The organism is Pseudomonas laurylsulfatiphila, assembly GCF_002934665.1.
In the GTDB taxonomy this organism is placed as follows: domain Bacteria; phylum Pseudomonadota; class Gammaproteobacteria; order Pseudomonadales; family Pseudomonadaceae; genus Aquipseudomonas; species Aquipseudomonas laurylsulfatiphila.
Genome location: NZ_NIRS01000009.1, coordinates 208,214 through 225,878 on the forward strand (window position 1 = coordinate 208,214; position 17,665 = coordinate 225,878).

General features: G+C 59.1%; 12 protein-coding genes. 4 read left to right on the forward strand and 8 right to left on the reverse strand.

The annotated features are described in order from the left end of the window. Nucleotides 1–191: 191 nt before the first annotated feature. The 4 genes from CD175_RS29085 to CD175_RS29100 all read right to left on the reverse strand — a co-directional run bounded on the left by CD175_RS29085 (nt 192) and on the right by CD175_RS29100 (nt 6,969). The gene (locus tag CD175_RS29085; protein ID WP_104451385.1) at nt 192–749 is read right to left on the reverse strand and encodes a hypothetical protein; all 558 of its coding nucleotides are present in this window, start codon (nt 747–749) and stop codon (nt 192–194) included. A 60-nt stretch (nt 750–809) separates the two neighbouring features. Beyond that, nucleotides 810–1,352 carry a hypothetical protein gene (locus tag CD175_RS29090; protein WP_104451386.1) on the reverse strand — a complete coding sequence of 181 codons (543 nt, stop codon included), beginning with the start codon at nt 1,350–1,352 and terminating at the stop codon, nt 810–812. A gap of 281 nt (nt 1,353–1,633) precedes the next feature. After that, complete coding sequence (gene glyA / locus CD175_RS29095; RefSeq protein WP_104451387.1) at nt 1,634–2,887, reverse strand: serine hydroxymethyltransferase; 1,254 nt, start codon at nt 2,885–2,887, stop codon at nt 1,634–1,636. A 233-nt stretch (nt 2,888–3,120) separates the two neighbouring features. Continuing rightward, nucleotides 3,121–6,969, reverse strand: a complete 3,849-nt coding sequence (locus CD175_RS29100; protein WP_104451388.1) for a bifunctional diguanylate cyclase/phosphodiesterase — start codon at nt 6,967–6,969, stop codon at nt 3,121–3,123. Between the two features lie 273 nt (nt 6,970–7,242). On the opposite strand from CD175_RS29100, the gene ettA reads away from it, so the two are divergent. Beyond that, nucleotides 7,243–8,907, forward strand: a complete 1,665-nt coding sequence (gene ettA / locus CD175_RS29105; RefSeq protein WP_007970893.1) for an energy-dependent translational throttle protein EttA — start codon at nt 7,243–7,245, stop codon at nt 8,905–8,907. Nucleotides 8,908–9,254: 347 nt separating this feature from the next. Continuing rightward, nucleotides 9,255–10,592 (forward strand): NADP-specific glutamate dehydrogenase, encoded by a 1,338-nt coding sequence (gdhA, locus tag CD175_RS29115; protein ID WP_008052046.1) that lies wholly within the window; start codon nt 9,255–9,257, stop codon nt 10,590–10,592. Here the strand turns inward: gdhA and CD175_RS29120 are convergent. From CD175_RS29120 to CD175_RS29135, 4 genes are all read right to left on the reverse strand, one after another. Further along, a complete protein-coding gene (locus tag CD175_RS29120; protein ID WP_104451390.1) occupies nt 10,589–11,083 on the reverse strand; it encodes a GreA/GreB family elongation factor in 495 nt (164 codons plus the stop codon). The genes gdhA and CD175_RS29120 overlap by 4 nt on opposite strands. Before the next feature lie 70 nt (nt 11,084–11,153). Continuing rightward, entirely contained in the window at nt 11,154–11,510 is a 357-nt protein-coding gene (locus CD175_RS29125) for a hypothetical protein (RefSeq protein WP_104451391.1), read from the reverse strand. A 183-nt stretch (nt 11,511–11,693) separates the two neighbouring features. After that, nucleotides 11,694–13,547: an Lnb N-terminal periplasmic domain-containing protein gene (locus CD175_RS29130; RefSeq protein ID WP_104451392.1), complete on the reverse strand. Its 1,854-nt coding sequence runs from the start codon at nt 13,545–13,547 to the stop codon at nt 11,694–11,696. Nucleotides 13,548–13,778: 231 nt separating this feature from the next. Next, on the reverse strand, nt 13,779–14,267 hold the full coding sequence (locus CD175_RS29135) for a DUF3015 domain-containing protein (RefSeq protein ID WP_007970900.1): 489 nt from the start codon (nt 14,265–14,267) through the stop codon (nt 13,779–13,781). Nucleotides 14,268–14,547: 280 nt separating this feature from the next. Here CD175_RS29135 and CD175_RS29140 point away from each other — a divergent pair, with 280 nt between their 5' ends. Both CD175_RS29140 and CD175_RS29145 read left to right on the forward strand, forming a co-directional pair. Further along, complete coding sequence (locus tag CD175_RS29140; RefSeq protein ID WP_007970901.1) at nt 14,548–16,986, forward strand: Lon protease family protein; 2,439 nt, start codon at nt 14,548–14,550, stop codon at nt 16,984–16,986. A 336-nt stretch (nt 16,987–17,322) separates the two neighbouring features. Continuing rightward, a complete protein-coding gene (locus tag CD175_RS29145; protein WP_104451393.1) occupies nt 17,323–17,664 on the forward strand; it encodes a PA4575 family protein in 342 nt (113 codons plus the stop codon). The last annotated feature ends 1 nt before the right edge of the window (nt 17,665 follow it).

Genomic DNA, 17,665 nt, shown 5'->3' on the forward strand with positions numbered 1-17,665 from the left:
GGGGTTCGCAAGCGAAAATTGCGCGATTGGCATGACCGGTCTTACCAGTTGTGTGGGAAGCCCCGACCTTGAGCCTTCTCATATGAAAAAATGCCAGTCGGCAGGGCTGACTGGCATCGGGGTGTCATTGCTGGACCTCTGAGAGGTGGTTCACACCGGGAGGTTTATTGCCCTGACTTATTGCAGTTTGCTCAATTTACACCGGGGACGTTGCGCTCAATAATCTTCAGTCTGAAAGATACAAGACTCCCGCCGCGGTTTTGGTCATCAGTGAAAACTGGAAAGGTGGGCGGACCGCCATAGGTGTGAACCAGTCGCCGTTGCGGCCCGGTTACGAGATAAACGTCACTGACTTCGTTTGGAATTTCATCCAGTTTCACAACAACGCTGTCACTGTTAAGGATACGGAAGTAAGTTGGGTCATCTCCTGTAAACATGCTCAAATTGCGAGGCGACCCTTCCATGCTTGCAGTTTTAGTGAACTGTCCGACTCCGTTTCTGTCTTTAATCCTGATGGTGTACACATCGTCGTGATAGGTGAATAAGAAAATATCGGGAATGACACCTTCCCCGTAGCTCAATTCTTGGGGGTTTTCGTTATCAAGTATGCTTTGAAGAAAATAGCGCGACCCATTTTCAAGTTCGGGATCTTCGAGCAGCTTGGATATGACCTTGCGGGCTTCTGCTACCGGTTTGTCACCGACAAGAAGTTTAGCGGTGAACGATTGTTGTTCGTCTGTATTTTGCATGATATATAACTCTTCCGTGAGAATGGATGTTTGTTTTTGATTGTTCTTATAGCGGTGTGTTCAGCGTGTTGGTGAAACATAGCGTTGGAGGATTTTCAGTTCAAGGAACAAAGTTCGGCCGCGATTCTTTAGATCGGTTAGCACCGGGAAGCTAGGTTGATCGCCATAGGTTAGAACCTCCCGGTGTTGCGGTCCGGATCGTAAGCGAATTCTATTCAGTTCGTTTGGCATGTCATCTAATTTCGCATATCCGCCCTGGTGAATGATCCGAAAATAAGTAGGGTCATCGCCATCGAAGACTGTTAAGTTGCGGAGTTCACCCTCCATGCTTGCAGTATTTGTGAACTGACCGTTTTCGTCTGCAATCTTGATGGTATAGACATCGTCGTGATAAGCGAAAAGGAAGGTTTCGGGGGTTACTTCTTCGCCGTAACTCAGGAGATTGCTGGAATAGATGAGCTGTTTTCGGAAGACTCCGGCCCAATACTCTGAGACTTCAGGAGCCGCGAGCTTCTTTTCAAGTATTTTGCGGGATATGGCTATCGGCGTGTTATTGACAAAAAGTTGCGCGGTGAACGATTGATTTACATCCATGGTTTGCATGATCTAATACTCTTCCGTGATGCGTTAATAATGCTCGTGGTGGGTTGTAAGTGAGATTATCATGAGGTTTTAAAGTTTGGATCTTGGTTGTGTTTCAAAATAATAGGTGTTAATTGGTAATGTTCGGGGCTGCTATTTAGATGGAGTATGTATTTGGTGGGGCTGTTTTTTATGAAGCTATTAGTATCGATTCGTAAGGATAGTTATAGGTGGTTAGAAATCCCAGGCGTAAAAAAACCGGCACAAGTGCCGGTTTTTTAACTGCGATTGAACGGGGCTGATTAAACGCCGTACACCGGCAGCTTCTTGCAGATGGCCTTGACCTTCTCACGAACGGCGTCGATAACCGCTTCGTTGTTCAGGTCAGCCAGAATGTCGCAGATCCAGCCGGCCAGTTCCTTGCACTCTGCTTCCTTGAAGCCACGAGTGGTCACAGCTGGAGTGCCGAAGCGCAGGCCGGAGGTGACGAACGGGGAGCGTGGATCGTTTGGCACGGAGTTCTTGTTCACGGTGATGAACGCTTTGCCCAGAGCGGCGTCGGCGTCTTTACCGGAGATTTCCTGCTTGATCAGCGACAGCAGGAACAGGTGGTTTTCAGTACCGCCGGAAACCACGTCGAAACCGCGCTCGATGAATACGCCGGCCATGGCCTTGGCGTTTTTCACCACTTGTTGCTGGTATGCCTTGAACTCAGGCTGCAGCGCTTCCTTGAAGCAGATCGCCTTGGCTGCGATCACGTGCTCCAGTGGGCCGCCCTGGGCGCCCGGGAATACTGCGGAGTTCAGCTTCTTCTCGATGTCTGCGTTGGCGCGAGCCAGGATCAGGCCACCACGTGGACCGCGCAGGGTCTTGTGGGTGGTGGTGGTCACGACGTCAGCGAATGGAACCGGGTTCGGGTAGACGCCAGCGGCGACCAGCCCGGCCACGTGGGCCATGTCGACGAACAGGTACGCGCCAACCTTGTCGGCGATTGCACGGAAGCGCGGGAAGTCGAGGATCTGCGAGTAGGCAGAGAAACCGGCCACGATCATTTTCGGCTTGTGCTCAACGGCCAGGCGCTCGACTTCGTCGTAGTCGATCAGGCCATTGGCGTCGATGCCGTACTGGATGGCGTTGTACAGCTTGCCGGAGGACGAAACGCTGGCACCGTGGGTCAGGTGACCGCCGTGGGCCAGGCTCATGCCCAGGATGGTGTCGCCAGCCGACAGCAGGGCCAGGTAAACGGCGCTGTTGGCTTGCGAACCGGCGTGCGGCTGAACGTTGGCGTAGTCGGCACCGAACAGCTCTTTGGCGCGGTCGATAGCCAGTTGTTCGACGATGTCGACGTACTCGCAACCACCGTAGTAGCGCTTGCCCGGGTAGCCTTCGGCGTACTTGTTGGTCAGTACCGAGCCTTGAGCTTCCATCACAGCAGGGCTGGTGTAGTTTTCCGAAGCGATCAGCTCAATGTGCTCTTCCTGGCGCTGAGCTTCTTGCTCCATGGCGGCAAAGAGATCGGCGTCGTACTTGGCAATAGTCAAATCACGGCTGAACATGGCGGTCCTCAGGGATCGGGGGCGGAAAAGGGGGGCATTCTAACCCAATGGGTTTTAGATGGCATATGAAACGGCATCATGTCGCAGACAAGTGGGCTTCATGAGCGGATATGCGGTGCCTGTGCAGGCCCCATCGCTGGCAAGCCAGCTCCCACAAATGTCCGTGTTTCAACAGCTAGACCCTGTAGGAGCTGGCTTGCCAGCGATGAGGCCCGCAGCCTCACCGCAACCAGTCAGTCGAACATGAACAGCGCATCATTGCTGAACTGCCCTTCGAACCGCCCCGCCGGCATCGGCCGGCCGAACAGATACCCCTGAACCTCGTCGCAGCCGTGCTCACGCAGGAAGTCCAGCTGTTCCTGGGTCTCGACACCCTCGGCGATCACCGCCAGGTTAAGGCTGTGGGCCATGGCGATGATCGCCCGGGCGATCTGCGCATCCTGTTCGCCCGACGGCAATCCGTCGACGAAGGTACGGTCGATTTTCAGTACGTCGATCGGGAACTGCTTGAGGTAGTTGAGCGATGAGTAACCGGTACCGAAATCGTCAACCGCAATGCTCAGGCCGAGGTTTTTCAGACCATCGAGGATCTGCATCGCCTCGCTGACTTCGCGCATCAGGATGCTTTCGGTGAGTTCCAGTTCCAGGCACGCCGGCGGCAGGCCGGTTTCCTTGAGGATGGTGGCGATTCGCGTACCGAGCTGGCCGTCGGAGAACTGCCGCGCCGAGATGTTCACCGACACCTTCGGCACCCGTACCCTGGCCTGATGCCAGGCCTTGAGTTGACGGCAGGCTTCGCTGATCACCCAGTCACCGACATCCACCACCAGCCCGAGCTCTTCGAGCACCGGAATGAAATCCCCCGGCGGCACCAGCCCGCGGCGGGGATGACGCCAGCGCAACAGCGCTTCGGCACCGGTCAGGCGCTTGCCGTCGCCGCTGAACTGCGGCTGGTAATACAGCACGAATTCGTTCTGTTCCAGGGCATGGCGCAAGTCGCTTTCCAGTTCCAATCGCTCCAAGGCGCTGGCGTTCATGTCCGTCTGATAGAACTGGAAGTTGTTCTTGCCGCGCTCCTTGGCGTGGTACATCGCCGTGTCGGCGTTCTTCATCAACTGGCTGAGCTCGTTGCCGTCCTGCGGGCTCAGGGCGATACCGATACTGGCGGTGACAAAGAACTCACGGCCTTCGAGCACGAAGGGTTTCACCAGGCTGGCGAGAATCTGTTCGGCCACGTGAATGGCCCGGTTCAGGGCGATCTCACGGTTGGCTCGCGGTTGCAGGAGCAAGGTGAATTCGTCACCGCCCATGCGCGCCACCGTGTCGTCATCGTCGACGCAACCGAGCAGGCGCGTGGCCATCTCCTTGAGCATGCGGTCGCCGGCGGCGTGGCCCAGGGAGTCGTTGATCGGCTTGAAGCGATCGAGATCGAGGAACATCAGCACCACCCACGACTTCTGCCGTTCGGCCGATTGCAGTGCCGTGTGCAGGCGATCCTGGAACAGCGTGCGGTTGGGCAGGTGGGTCAGGGCGTCGTAGTAGGCGAGGCGATGAATCCGCTGCTCGCTGGCCTTGCGCTCGCTGATGTCGCTGAAAAAGCATACATAACTGGCCAGGTCGCCTTCGTCGTCGAGTACGGCGGTAATTCCGACCCAGGCAGGGTAATGCTCGCCGTTGCGGCGCTTGAGCCAGACTTCGCCTTCCCAGGTACTGTGCTGGCCCAATTGCTTGAGCACATAACGCAGGTGGGCTTCCTGCTGATCGTCGACGGTCAGCATATTCGGCAGCTGATCGAGCACCTGCTCCACGGCATAGCCGCTGACACGGCTGAAGGCTTCGTTGGCCTGGACGATGTAGCCGGCCGGGTCGGTGATCAGGATCGCCGAGGTCGAGTGTTCGAATACCGTGGCGGCCATGCGCAAGTCTTTTTCGGCCCGGCGTTGCTGGCTGATGTCGCGGCCGACGCCGAGCACGCCTTCGAACGTCCCGTGTTCGTCCCAGACCAATACCAGGCGCAGTTCGATCGGGATCTTGCGCCCGTCGGCCCGCAGGCAATCGAACAGAAACAGTTGGGTTTGTACCTGGCTGCGTAACACCGCCAGTTGGTCCGGCTGATCCAGCGCCTTGCTGACCCGGTCCATCAGGTGGTAGATGCCGGTCAGTTGTTGCGGGTTGGCGATGGTCGACTGCCAGCCGTTCTGGAAAATCCACTCGGCGTCATAGCCCAGCACGGCTTGTACCGAAGGGCTGACGTAATTGAGGTTGAGGCGGCTGTCAGTGGAGAAAATCACGTCGCTGATGCTTTCGGCGAGCATGCGATAGCGCTGCTCGCTGTCGCGCAGGGATTCGCTGGCTTCGATCTGGTCGGTGATGTCCTTGGCCACGCCGATGATCCGTGTGACCTGGTCCTCATTGTCCCGCGCCAGTGCCTGCTCGCGAATCTCGAAGCGTCGCCACTGGCCGTCCCGATGGCGGAAACGCAACTGACACTGCATCAACTGGCGATAACCGGCCTGGCGCTGGACCTGGCGGGAGCGGTGGTAATAGTCGGCGTCTTCGGGGTGCAGGAGGATTTCCCAGAAGTATTCGCCCATCTGGTGCAGTTCGGTGCGGTTGTAGCCCAGCGTCTGGCCCAGATGGTGGTTGCTGTAGATCATTCGCTGGCTGATCACATCCTGCACATACAGATGATCCGGTACGGTGCGTACCACGTCCGACCAAAACCCTTCGCGCTCCTGCAACGACAGTTCGATGAGCTTGCGGCTGGTGATGTCGGTGATGCTCAAAATCAACGATTTATAATCGTCCTGGGCTTGCGGCAGGCGCAGTACCAGCCACAGGTGCTGGTCGCGACCGTTGGCATCCTGCAATTTGATTTCCAGCTCAAGCTGTTGCTGCTGATTGAGCACCGCGTCGAGCACCTGGTTGCCGATGGCGGTGCCGTCCAGCGGGTGGCCGTCGATCAGCAGTTTCCAGGCTTTATTGGCGTTATCGACATTGAGCAACTGCAGGGCGACCTGGTTGACCTCGGTGATCCGCAGTTCCTGCAGCAGTTGTCGGCGTTTTTCCGGGATCGCCAGCCACGCTTGCAGTTGTTCACTGTCCTGCAGTTGTGCCTTGTCGAAAAAGCTCTTCAGCCCGGACATGTCGAGGACACACAAGGCCACACCGGTGCCCTCGAAAATGTCCTGATAACGCCGGCGGCCTTCATTCAATTGGCGTTGGCGCCGACGCATGTTCAGCAAAGCGATGAACGGCAGCATGGAAAACGCCAGGCCCAGCAGGCATTTGCCGATGAACGCCGGCAGCAGTTCTTCCAGTACGCGCTGACGGTCAAACAAGCCGCGCAATTGCCAATCGCTGCTGCTCAGCGGAACCGTCAGCACACTGTTGGCGACATCGTCCTCGGTCAGGGTGCCCGGATTGACCGAGGGCAACCCTTCGTCACGGCTGATGATCTGATGATTGATGCGGTTTTCCACCAGCCACAACGGACGGCTGCCGGTCTCGCTTTGCTTGGTCAAGGACGAAAAGAAGGTCGGTGTCAGGCGCAAGGCCCAGTAGCCCCGGGAACTGCCGCTGGCCTGGTGCAACAATAAATGCACCACGGAACCATCGGTGGCGTTGCTGAAGTAGTGCGCCTGGGCATGGCTGCGGCGTACCAGTTCGCCCAGGTAGTCGCTGTCTTCGCTGTCGGGAGCGCTGTCACTGATAACTTTCCCCGAGGGGCTTAGCAAGGCCAGGCTGCGCAGTTCCGGTAGCGACTGTTGCAGCTTGCGCAGCAGGGCCTGCAGTTCATCGGCATCCTGCGGTTGCTCGACGATGGGCAACAGGTTGAGGGCGATCTGCGCGTTGAGTGCCATGTTCAGGCTGACCTGAGCGGCCAGATCGGCAGTGTAGTCGATGGTGTACTGACGCTGGCTTTTCTGGGTTTCGCGCAACTGATCGAGCAACTGCCAGAAGAGCAATGCCAGCAACAACAATGCAAGTGTCGCCAAGGTGCCCTTCAAGGTCCCGCGCAGGGGGGAGCCGGGCGCTATGGTCGGCGCACTGGAAGTCAGGGGCGGAGGGACATTGGACAAGCTGTAATCCTGCGGTTTGGCTGGACTGGCGCGACGTGCACTATAAGCCGGACGCCCGAAGGGCGGCTAGCATGCCTTGAGTTGTGGCGAAGTGCCAGCCCCAGCCCGTCGGCTGGACTGCCACCGGTCATTAAGGTAGCTTTGCCGGTTACGCGGGAGCGTTCCAGCTCCTAGACTCAGGCTTTTTCAGCGCGCATATATTGAAAGCCCTCAATCGGGCGACGCGCATCGCCTGCCCCTAATCATTCATCAGTCACTGACCCTAGGTTCTCCATGGCTCAATACGTATTCACCATGCATCGGCTGGGCAAAGTTGTTCCGCCGAAGCGGGAAATCCTGAAAAACATTTCTCTGTCGTTCTTCCCCGGCGCCAAGATCGGTGTACTCGGCCTCAACGGTTCGGGTAAGTCCACGTTGCTGAAAATCATGGCTGGCGTCGACACCGAATTCGAGGGCGAAGCCCGTCCGATGCCGGAGCTGAACATCGGCTACCTGCCGCAGGAGCCACAACTGGATCCGACCAAGACCGTGCGTGAAGTGGTCGAGGAAGCGGTCAGCGTGATCAAGGACGCCCAGGCGCGTCTGGACGAGGTCTACGCGGCCTACGCCGATCCGGATGCCGATTTCGACAAGCTGGCCGCCGAACAGGCCAAGCTCGAAGCCATCCTGCAGGCCAGCGACGGCCACAACCTGGAGCGTCAGCTGGAAGTCGCCGCCGATGCGTTGCGTCTGCCGGCCTGGGATGCCAAGGTCGAACACCTGTCCGGTGGTGAAAAGCGTCGTGTGGCCCTGTGCCGTCTGCTGCTGTCCGCACCGGACATGCTGCTGCTCGACGAACCGACCAACCACCTGGACGCCGACTCCGTTGCATGGCTTGAGCATTTCCTGCACGACTTCCCGGGAACCGTGGTTGCGATCACGCACGACCGTTACTTCCTGGACAACGTCGCTGGCTGGATTCTGGAACTCGACCGCGGCGCGGGCATTCCTTACGAGGGCAACTATTCGGGTTGGCTGGAAGCCAAGTCCGATCGTCTGGCTGCCGAATCCAAGCAGCAGTCGGCTCATGAAAAGGCCATGAAGGAAGAACTGGAGTGGGTGCGCAAAGGCGCCAAGGCCCGCCAGTCGAAATCCAAGGCTCGTCTGCAACGCTTCGAAGAGATGCAATCGCAGGAATTCCAGAAGCGCAGCGAAACCAACGAGATCTACATCCCGGCCGGTCCACGCCTGGGTGACAAGGTCATCGAATTCAAGAACGTCACCAAGGGCTACGGCGACCGGGTGCTGATCGACAACCTGTCGTTCTCCATGCCTAAAGGCGCCATCGTCGGCGTGATCGGTGGTAACGGTGCCGGTAAGTCGACCCTGTTCCGCATGCTGATGGGCAAGGAAACGCCGGATTCGGGCAGCATCGAAGTCGGCGAAACCGTGCAACTGGCTTGCGTGGACCAGAGCCGCGAAGACCTCGACGGCAGCAAGACGGTGTTCCAGCAGATTTCCGACGGTTCCGACCAGATCCGCATCGGCAACTACGAGATCCCGTCGCGCACCTACGTCGGTCGCTTCAACTTCAAGGGCGGCGATCAGCAGAAGTTCGTCAAGGACCTGTCCGGTGGTGAGCGTGGTCGCCTGCACCTGGCCCTGACTCTGAAAGAGGGCGGCAACGTCCTGCTGCTCGACGAACCGTCCAACGACCTCGACGTTGAAACCCTGCGTTCCCTGGAAGAAGCCCTGCTGGACTTCCCGGGCGCCGCCATTGTGATCTCCCACGACCGGTGGTTCCTTGACCGCGTCGCGACGCACATCCTGGCGTACGAAGACGACTCGCAGGCGGTGTTCTTCGAAGGCAACTACACAGAGTACGAAGCCGACCGTAAAAAGCGTCTCGGCGAAGCGGCTGCCCAGCCGCATCGTGTACGGCACAAGAAACTGGCCTGATTTCGGGTCGGTTGCATAAAAATCGGAGCCTTCGGGCTCCGTTTTTTTTGCCTGTGTTTTTTCAATGACACCGAGTCGCGCCATTCGCGAGCAGGCTCGCTCCCACATTTGAATGCGTTTCCCTGTGGGAGCGAGCCTGCTCGCGAAGGCGGTATTCCTGATGGTGCAGGAATTGAATGGTGAATCCCCATTCGGGTGCAATATCAGGCCGAAAAGCACTCTGATTTATATCCTGTGCACCATTTAATTTCATTAATGCGACATTTTGCTCTGTTCCTGTGCGCGAATCGTTTGTTACAGTCCGGCTCAATCTCCTCCAACGACAATAAATTTGCCGAGACTTTTCCATGATCGAATCCGTCGAATCCTTCCTTGCGCGCCTGAAAAAACGCGACCCGGATCAACCCGAATTTCACCAGGCTGTCGAAGAAGTCCTGCGTACCCTGTGGCCCTTTCTTGAAGCCAATCCGCATTACCTGACCTCCGGCATCCTGGAGCGCATCTGCGAGCCGGAGCGAGCGGTGGTGTTTCGCGTGTCATGGGTCGACGACCAGGGCAAGGTCCAGGTCAATCGCGGTTTCCGCATCCAGATGAACAGCGCGATCGGCCCATACAAGGGTGGCCTGCGTTTTCACCCGTCGGTGAACATGGGCGTCCTGAAATTCCTCGCCTTCGAGCAGACCTTTAAAAACTCCCTGACTTCATTGCCCATGGGCGGCGGCAAGGGTGGATCTGACTTCGACCCCAAAGGCAAAAGCGACGCGGAAGTCATGCGCTTCTGCCAGGCCTTCATGAGCGAGCTGTACCGCCACATTGGCGCGGACGTTGACGTGCCGGCCGGGGACATCGGTGTCGGCGCGCGGGAAATCGGCTTTCTGTTCGGTCAGTACAAGCGCCTGAGCAACCAGTTCACCAGCGTGTTGACCGGCAAAGGCCCGAGCTACGGCGGCAGCCTGATTCGCCCGGAAGCCACCGGTTTCGGTTGCGTGTACTTCGCCGAGGAAATGCTCAAGCGTCGCGGTTTGGCCGTGGAAGGTAAACGCGTAGCGATCTCCGGCTCCGGCAACGTCGCGCAATACGCGGCGCGCAAGGTCATGGACCTGGGCGGCAAAGTGATTTCGCTGTCCGACTCCGAAGGCACGTTGTATTGCGAAAGTGGTTTGACCGAGGAGCAATGGCTGGCGGTGCTGGAACTGAAAAACGTACAGCGTGGGCGCATCCGTGAACTGGCCGGCCGTTTTGGCCTGGAGTTCCGCGCAGGTGAGCTTCCGTGGAGCCTGAGCTGCGATATCGCGCTGCCGTGCGCGACGCAGAACGAACTGGACGCCGAAGCCGCTCGCACCTTGCTGCGCAACGGCTGCATCTGTGTGGCCGAGGGCGCGAACATGCCGACCACCCTGGAGGCGGTGGACCTGTTCATCGAGGCCGACATTCTGTTCGCGCCGGGCAAGGCGTCCAATGCCGGTGGCGTGGCGGTGAGCGGGTTGGAGATGTCGCAGAACGCCATGCGCCTGGCATGGACTGGTGGCGAGGTGGACAGCAAACTGCACGCGATCATGCAGTCGATTCACCACGCCTGCGTGCATTACGGCGAAGAGAATGGCCGAGTCAATTACGTCAAGGGCGCGAACATCGCCGGCTTCGTCAAGGTTGCCGATGCCATGCTGGCCCAGGGCGTGGTTTAAGCCGGTTCGATGCGGATCACCTCAATCAGTTGATCCCCGGCAGGGCGCTGCCACAGCACTTCATCGTTGAGTCGTGCACCGAGCAGTGCCCGCCCCAGCGGTGAACCCCAATTGATCAGGCCGTGGGCGGCATCGGCCTGATCTTCGCCCACCAGTTGTACCCGGCGTTCGGTGGCGTGTTCATCGGCGTAGGTCACCCAACTGCCGATCTGCACTTTTTCGGTTGACGTCGCGGCGGGTACCACCTGAGCGCTGCCCAGGCGCTGCTTGAAGTAGCGCAGATCACGTTCGAGATCGGCCAGGCGCTGCTTGTCGGCCTGCTCGCCTTTTGCCGATTGTTCGGCGTGCAGGCTTTGCAGTTCGGCGACTTTTCCCTGCAACAGGCTAAGGCCTTGCGGCGTGACGTAATTGGGCTGCGCGCTGACCTGGCGTTCGACGGGCTGATCGGCTTGCGCGGCGGCGTTATCTTCATTGACGAAGGCACGGCTCATGGAATTCTCCCGATATAGGATTTGGGCCATGGTCGCAGGCATTTGGTTTCACTGGATGTCTGAAAGCGACTTACGGCGAGTGATAGGCCCGGGCAGCGTCCTGGTCTTTCTGCTGCTGCCAGGCTTTGTCCCGCTCTTGCAGATGACTATTGCGCCCATCCCCGCTGTCCTGGTTATCCCGCATCGCCTGGCACTGGCGAAATCCATCGCTCCAGCCTTCGGCGTACAACGGATCCTTGAGGTAGCGCGGGACGTTCTTGCGGAACTCGCCGCTGATCGCCCCGGCGGCCTGCCGGCCACTGCTGCAACCGTCATCGAAGCCATCGGCGAAGGCGGGTGGGTAACCTTTGGCGAGCAGGTCATCGTGGGTTGACTGGCAACCTGCGATCAGCAGTAACACAGCCAACCATCCTGCACACCGCCACATTTCACTCTCCCAGGCCGATACGCGGCCCATAGAGAAAGTCTAGAAGTGGATTCGTCGGGCGTCACATAACCCGTGTGGGAGCGAGCCTGCTCGCGAAGGCGGTGAGTCAGTCCAATAGATGTTGGCTGACACTACGCCTTCGCGAGCAGGCTCGCTCCCACAGGGAATGGCGGTGCGTCCGGATCAATAGTGATACCACTTCAGCTGAAGCATCACTTCGTTCTCGGCCGACGCCAGATGGCTGAACTCCCGTTGTGCGCTCAAGCGCAGTCCGAGATTGCGGGATATTTCCCACTGCTGATTCAGGCTCAGGCTGCGGCGCACTTCACCATTGGTGAAGTAATCGCCCTTGGCTTCGAGGCTCAGATTGCCCAGCGGGTTTTTCCACAGCACCCCACTGTTGAAGCCGGCGGCTGGCGCAATGAATTCGGCGAAGTCGTTGTTGTGCTCGATACGCACAGTGCCCATGACAAATCCGAGCATGTCCTCGCTCAGTTGCCAGGTTCCACCACCACCGCCGTTGACATGGCTGACCAGGGTTTGGTCATCGTGCTTGCCCGGCACCCGTTCCAGGCCACCCGTGACTTGCCATGACAGCGGTTGCAGCAATTCGTTACGCGGAGTCAGGGAGCGAATGGTTGCCAGGTCCAGTTGCTGCACCTGCCAGTCGTTGCCTTCGTACTGGCGCAGTTTCAATTGCAGGATTTCGATCTGAGCGCCAAGGGGAAAGCTTTCGCTGTTGTCATTGAGGTCGTGATAAGCCATGCGCAAACCGTACTCGCCAAAGGCCTTGTCTCCACGGGTGCCGAGACCGAGTTGCCAGGTGCGCGACTCGTGACCGTCTTCAGGCAAGCCGGGTTGCGGGATATTCAGCTCCGGCGCCGGGTTCTGGTTGATCGCCCGCAGCAGTTCGAAGCTGCGCTGGGCGCGCGCCGGATCGCGTTCCTGGCCGTTGGCGCGATAGCGCTCCAGGCGATAGGCGGCATCAATGATCAGCGCCTGGCGATCGCGGGGTTGTGCCTTGAACGCCGGGTCGTGCAGTTGTTTCTGGTCGGCGCTGACTTTCAGCACCCATTGCTGCTCTTCAGGGTTCAACGGCTCGGCGCGACTGAGCAACTCACGCTCCCGGGACGGGCGATACTGGATCGATTCCACCAGCCCGGCCGCTTTCACGGCCTTGACGGTGTCGGTGGGGATGGCCGTGAGCGGGAATTGCCCGGTGAGGCGCAGGCCCGGGCGGGCCACTTGCAGCAGTTCCAGCAAGCGATATGAGCAGTTTTCGTCGAAGAAGAAATAGTCGAATTTGATCTGCTTCAGTTCCCAGACGTGCTCGACCATGCGCGCGGTTTCCTGTGGGGTCAGGTTAAGGCGGTACTCCCACAGGTCGCGGTTTTCCAGGCTGCGGTATTCCGAGAGCTTTTCCTGATAGGGCACCATCGCGAACAGGCCGGGATAACCGCCCATCAGGCCTTTCCAGGCATAGATGATGCTGTTGTCCGAGCCCTCGATGTAGGCGCCGAAGTTGATCGCGTAACTGAGCAGCGCAGTCTTGTCGCTCTTCACTTCGGCCTGGTCGATGCGCAGCAGGGTATGGCCGAACATCGAGGAAGGGCTGTTCAGGTAAGCCGCCGGGAAGATCATCACCGCGCTGTCGGGCGAGACGTCCTTGAACCATTGTTTGAACGCTGCGCAGTCCGGCGTTGGCAGTCCGGTCAGGTCGAGTTGATCCTTCAGCCAGCGGGTGCGGGCCGGGTAGACGCATTGCGCGTGTTGTTCACCGGCACTGACCGGGGCATACAAGGCTTGTACAGTCGCCGCCAGTTCATGGTCCGGATGTTCATTGCCATCGGCGGCGAGGAAGAATTTCCGGTCGCTGACATAGCTGCGCCAGCCGCCGAGCTTGGCGGTTTCGTAATGGCCCAGGGATATCCAGAAAGGGTCGTTGGCCAGTTGCTGCAAACGTTGAGGGTCGATGTGAGGCGCGGCGGACAGTGGGGCGCAGACACACAGCGCCAGCCAGGCAAGGCGTTTGAACATAGATGGCAACTTAAACTTGAGAAAAAGACCCGGCACGGCGTAATGCCATTTGAACTGTAGGAGCTGGCTTGCCAGCGATGGTCGTTAACGATGACGCGTGTTTACTGGATAACACTGCGCTTTTGAAACCATCGCTGGCAAGCCAGCTCCTACAGTACGGTGGCATCACCCATGGAGGGGCAGGTCCAAAAAACAAAACCCGCTTCCCGAAAGAAGCGGGGCGGGTCGAGCTTAAGCTTGAGTGGCGTACTTGGCCAGACGAGGGTCGGCCTTGAGCACGGCCAGGGTGTTGGTATGCACATCTTCGGCCGTCACGTCAGCTTTGCTGAAGATCTGCTGGAAGTGCTCGTGAGTGACAGCGGCGAAGTGCGCACGGTCTTCCGGCGCTACGCCCAGTACCACGGCATAGGTGGTCAGCGCTTCGCCCTGACCCTTGGCCATGTCTTCGGACAGCTCGTTCATCATGCCGTTCATGGCGAACCAGGATTTGCCGCCATAGGTCAGCGACGCATTGGTTGCGCAACCGTTGGTGCCGGATGTCATGCCGAAGGTTGCGTTACCGGAAGTGCCGTTGGTGGTGGATGCCAGGAAGTGAGCCGGAGTACCACGCTGGCCTTCGAACAGCATGTTGCCCCAACCGCAATCCGGGCCGCCTGGCGCCTGAGCCATGGCGTTGATGGATACAGCGGTGAAGAGAGTACCAAGAAGAATCCGTTTCATAGCTTTGTTCTCTTTATGTGCATACCAATTTGACAAGGGGGTCTGGCCCGTCTGGTGCCAGTGGGCCGGTCATTAGTCCAGCCGCGCAGTTTGGAGTTTAGGCACGATCGCGGGGTTCCGTGATTTTTTGCAAAAACAATCGTCGCAAGCAGTGATTTGGCGCGGCTCTACGTCGGGGTTTCGGCTTGTCTATGCTTTGGCCTGCGGCGCTCCTTGCCAGTCGGGCATGGGCAGCGCCAGAATGCTGCCATCTGCCCCGCCTGATTGTTAAGGAAGCCCGATGCCTGATCCTGTTGCTGCCAGCTTGCGTCTAGCGCCCGAAGCGCTGACCCGTCCGTTTTCCGCTGAACAGTTCAGCTTCTCTACCACCAATGATCTGGAGCCCTTTCGCGGTGTGCTTGGCCAGGAACGTGCGGTCGAAGCCTTGCAGTTCGGTGTGGCCATGCCACGCCCCGGTTACAACGTATTCGTCATGGGCGAGCCCGGGACTGGCCGGTTCTCGTTCGTCAAACGCTACCTCAAGGCCGAAGGCAAGCGCCTGCAGACTCCTGCGGACTGGGTCTACGTCAACAATTTCGATGAGCCGCGCGAGCCGCGCGCACTGGAACTGCCGTCGGGCACCGCCGGTGCCTTCATCGGTGACATCAACGGCTTGATCGACAACCTGCTGGCGACGTTTCCGGCTGTCTTCGAGCATCCGTCCTACCAACAGAAGAAAAGTGGCATCGACCGCGCCTTCAACCAGCGCTACGACAAGGCCCTGGACGTCATCGAGCGTCTGGCGCTGGAGAAGGACGTCGCGCTCTACCGCGACGCCAGCAATATCGCCTTCACCCCAATGGGCGATGGCAAGGCGTTGGACGAAGCTGAATTCGCCCAGTTGCCGGAAGCCGAACGCGAGCGCTTTCACGAGGATATTTCGGCACTGGAGGAGCGCCTCAACGAAGAGCTCGCCAGCCTGCCGCAATGGAAGCGCGAGTCGAGCAACCAGTTGCGTCACCTGAACGAAGAAACCATCACCCTGGCCTTGCAGCCCTTGTTGTCACCATTGTCGGAGAAGTACGCCGAGAACGCGGCGGTTTGCGGTTATCTGCAAGCCATGCAGGTGTATTTGCTCAAGACCGTGGTCGAGCAACTGGTGGACGACAGCAAGACCGACGCTGTCGCCCGCAAGTTGCTGGAAGAACAATACGCGCCGAGCCTGGTGGTCGGTCACTCGGCCAGCGGCGGTGCGCCGGTGGTGTTCGAGCCGCACCCAACCTACGAAAACCTCTTCGGTCGTATCGAATACAGCACCGACCAGGGCGCGCTGTACACCACCTACCGCCAACTGCGGCCGGGGGCTTTGCACCGGGCCAACGGTGGTTTCCTGATCCTTGAAGCGGACAAAATGCTCAGCGAGCCATTCGTGTGGGACGCGCTGAAACGCGCCCTGCAATCGCGCAAGCTGAAAATGGAATCACCGCTGGGCGAGCTGGGCCGTCTGGCCACCGTGACCCTAACACCGCAACACATTCCGCTGCAGGTCAAAGTCGTCATCATCGGTGCCCGTCAGCTGTATTACACGCTGCAAGACCTCGATCCGGATTTCCAGGAGATGTTCCGCGTCCTGGTGGATTTCGACGAGGACATCCCGATGGTCGACGAGAGCCTGGAGCAGTTCGCCCAGTTGCTCAAAACCCGTACTTCCGAAGAAGGCATGGCACCGCTGACCGCCGATGCGGTGGCGCGTCTGGCGACTTACAGCGCCCGCCTGGCCGAGCACCAGGGGCGCTTGTCGGCGCGTATCGGTGACTTGTTCCAACTGGTCAGCGAGGCCGATTTCATCCGCCACCTGGCCGGTGATGAAATGACCGACGCCGGGCACATCGAGCGGGCACTCAAGGCCAAGGCCACGCGAACCGGGCGGGTTTCGGCGCGGATTCTCGACGACATGCTGGCCGGGATCATCCTGATCGACACCGATGGCGCAGCGGTCGGCAAGTGCAACGGCTTGACCGTTCTGGAGGTCGGCGACTCGGCTTTCGGTGTGCCGGCGCGGATTTCCGCCACGGTGTACCCGGGTGGCAGCGGTATTGTCGACATCGAGCGCGAGGTCAACCTCGGCCAGCCGATCCACTCCAAGGGCGTGATGATCCTCACGGGGTATCTGGGCAGCCGCTACGCCCAGGAATTCCCGCTGGCGATTTCCGCGAGCATCGCCCTGGAGCAATCCTACGGTTATGTCGATGGCGACAGTGCGTCCCTGGGCGAGGCCTGCACATTGATCTCGGCCTTGTCGAAAACCCCGCTCAAACAGTGCTTTGCCATCACCGGTTCGATCAACCAGTTCGGCGAAGTGCAGGCGGTGGGCGGGGTCAACGAGAAGATCGAAGGCTTCTTCCGTCTGTGCGAAGCCCGCGGGTTGACTGGCGAGCAGGGGGCAATCATTCCTCACGCCAACGTCGCCACGCTGATGCTCGACGAGAAGGTGCTGGCGGCGGTGCGTGCGGGGCAGTTCCATGTCTACGCGGTCCGTCAGGCCGACGAAGCCTTGAGCTTGCTGGTCGGCGAGCCGGCCGGCGAACCGGACGAGAATGGCGAGTTCCCTGAAGGCAGCGTGAACGCGCGCGTCGTGGAGCGCTTGCGGGTTATCGCGGAAATGATCAGCGAGGATGATCTCAAGGAAGCCGAGAAGGAGTTGGCGCAGGAGGCATTGGCGGAAACCAAGCCGGCTTGATGCGCACTTGAACTAGCCACACCGCTCTACTGTGGGAGCGAGCCTGCTCGCGATGAGGGACTGACATTCAATCCATGTGTTGACTGACGGTCCGCCTTCGTCGGAACGCCGCCCGGAGCAGGCTCGCTCCCACATTTTTATGTATGGACTGCCGCAAAAGCGTCGTCGAAATGACGTCAATATTCACACTATGACCATTCGGCGCCTTTCGGTCTTGCCTCGGCCTGCAAGCCGGACTTTTCTTCTATTCTCTGCTCAGGGATATCGATAGTAATCACAGGATCGAAACAGCCTTCACATGGGGGCTGAATACCGGATCTACCGAGGGTCGCCGCCATGTCGCGCAACCTCTGCCTCACCCGTCAATGCCTGGGCCTTGTGACCCGTATCGAGTGTGCCATCCGTCCGTTGGCAGGAGACACGGGCATGTGGACTCTGCTGTTCGCCGCCGGAATGGCCGGTGAACAACCGTCGGCCATCAAGGCCCAAGGCCCGTTTCCTGGTCCAATCGCCGCTGAATCAATCCTCGACACCATCGTTGAAAGCCTGACCTTGCACGGCTACGAGTTGGCCGACGATCCGCAAATCTGGTGCCTGCACCTGCAAGCCCAGTTGCGGGAAATCAACGGGGGGCGCTGCCGTAACCTGGGCGGCTTCGAGTTTCACCCCGAACACTGAG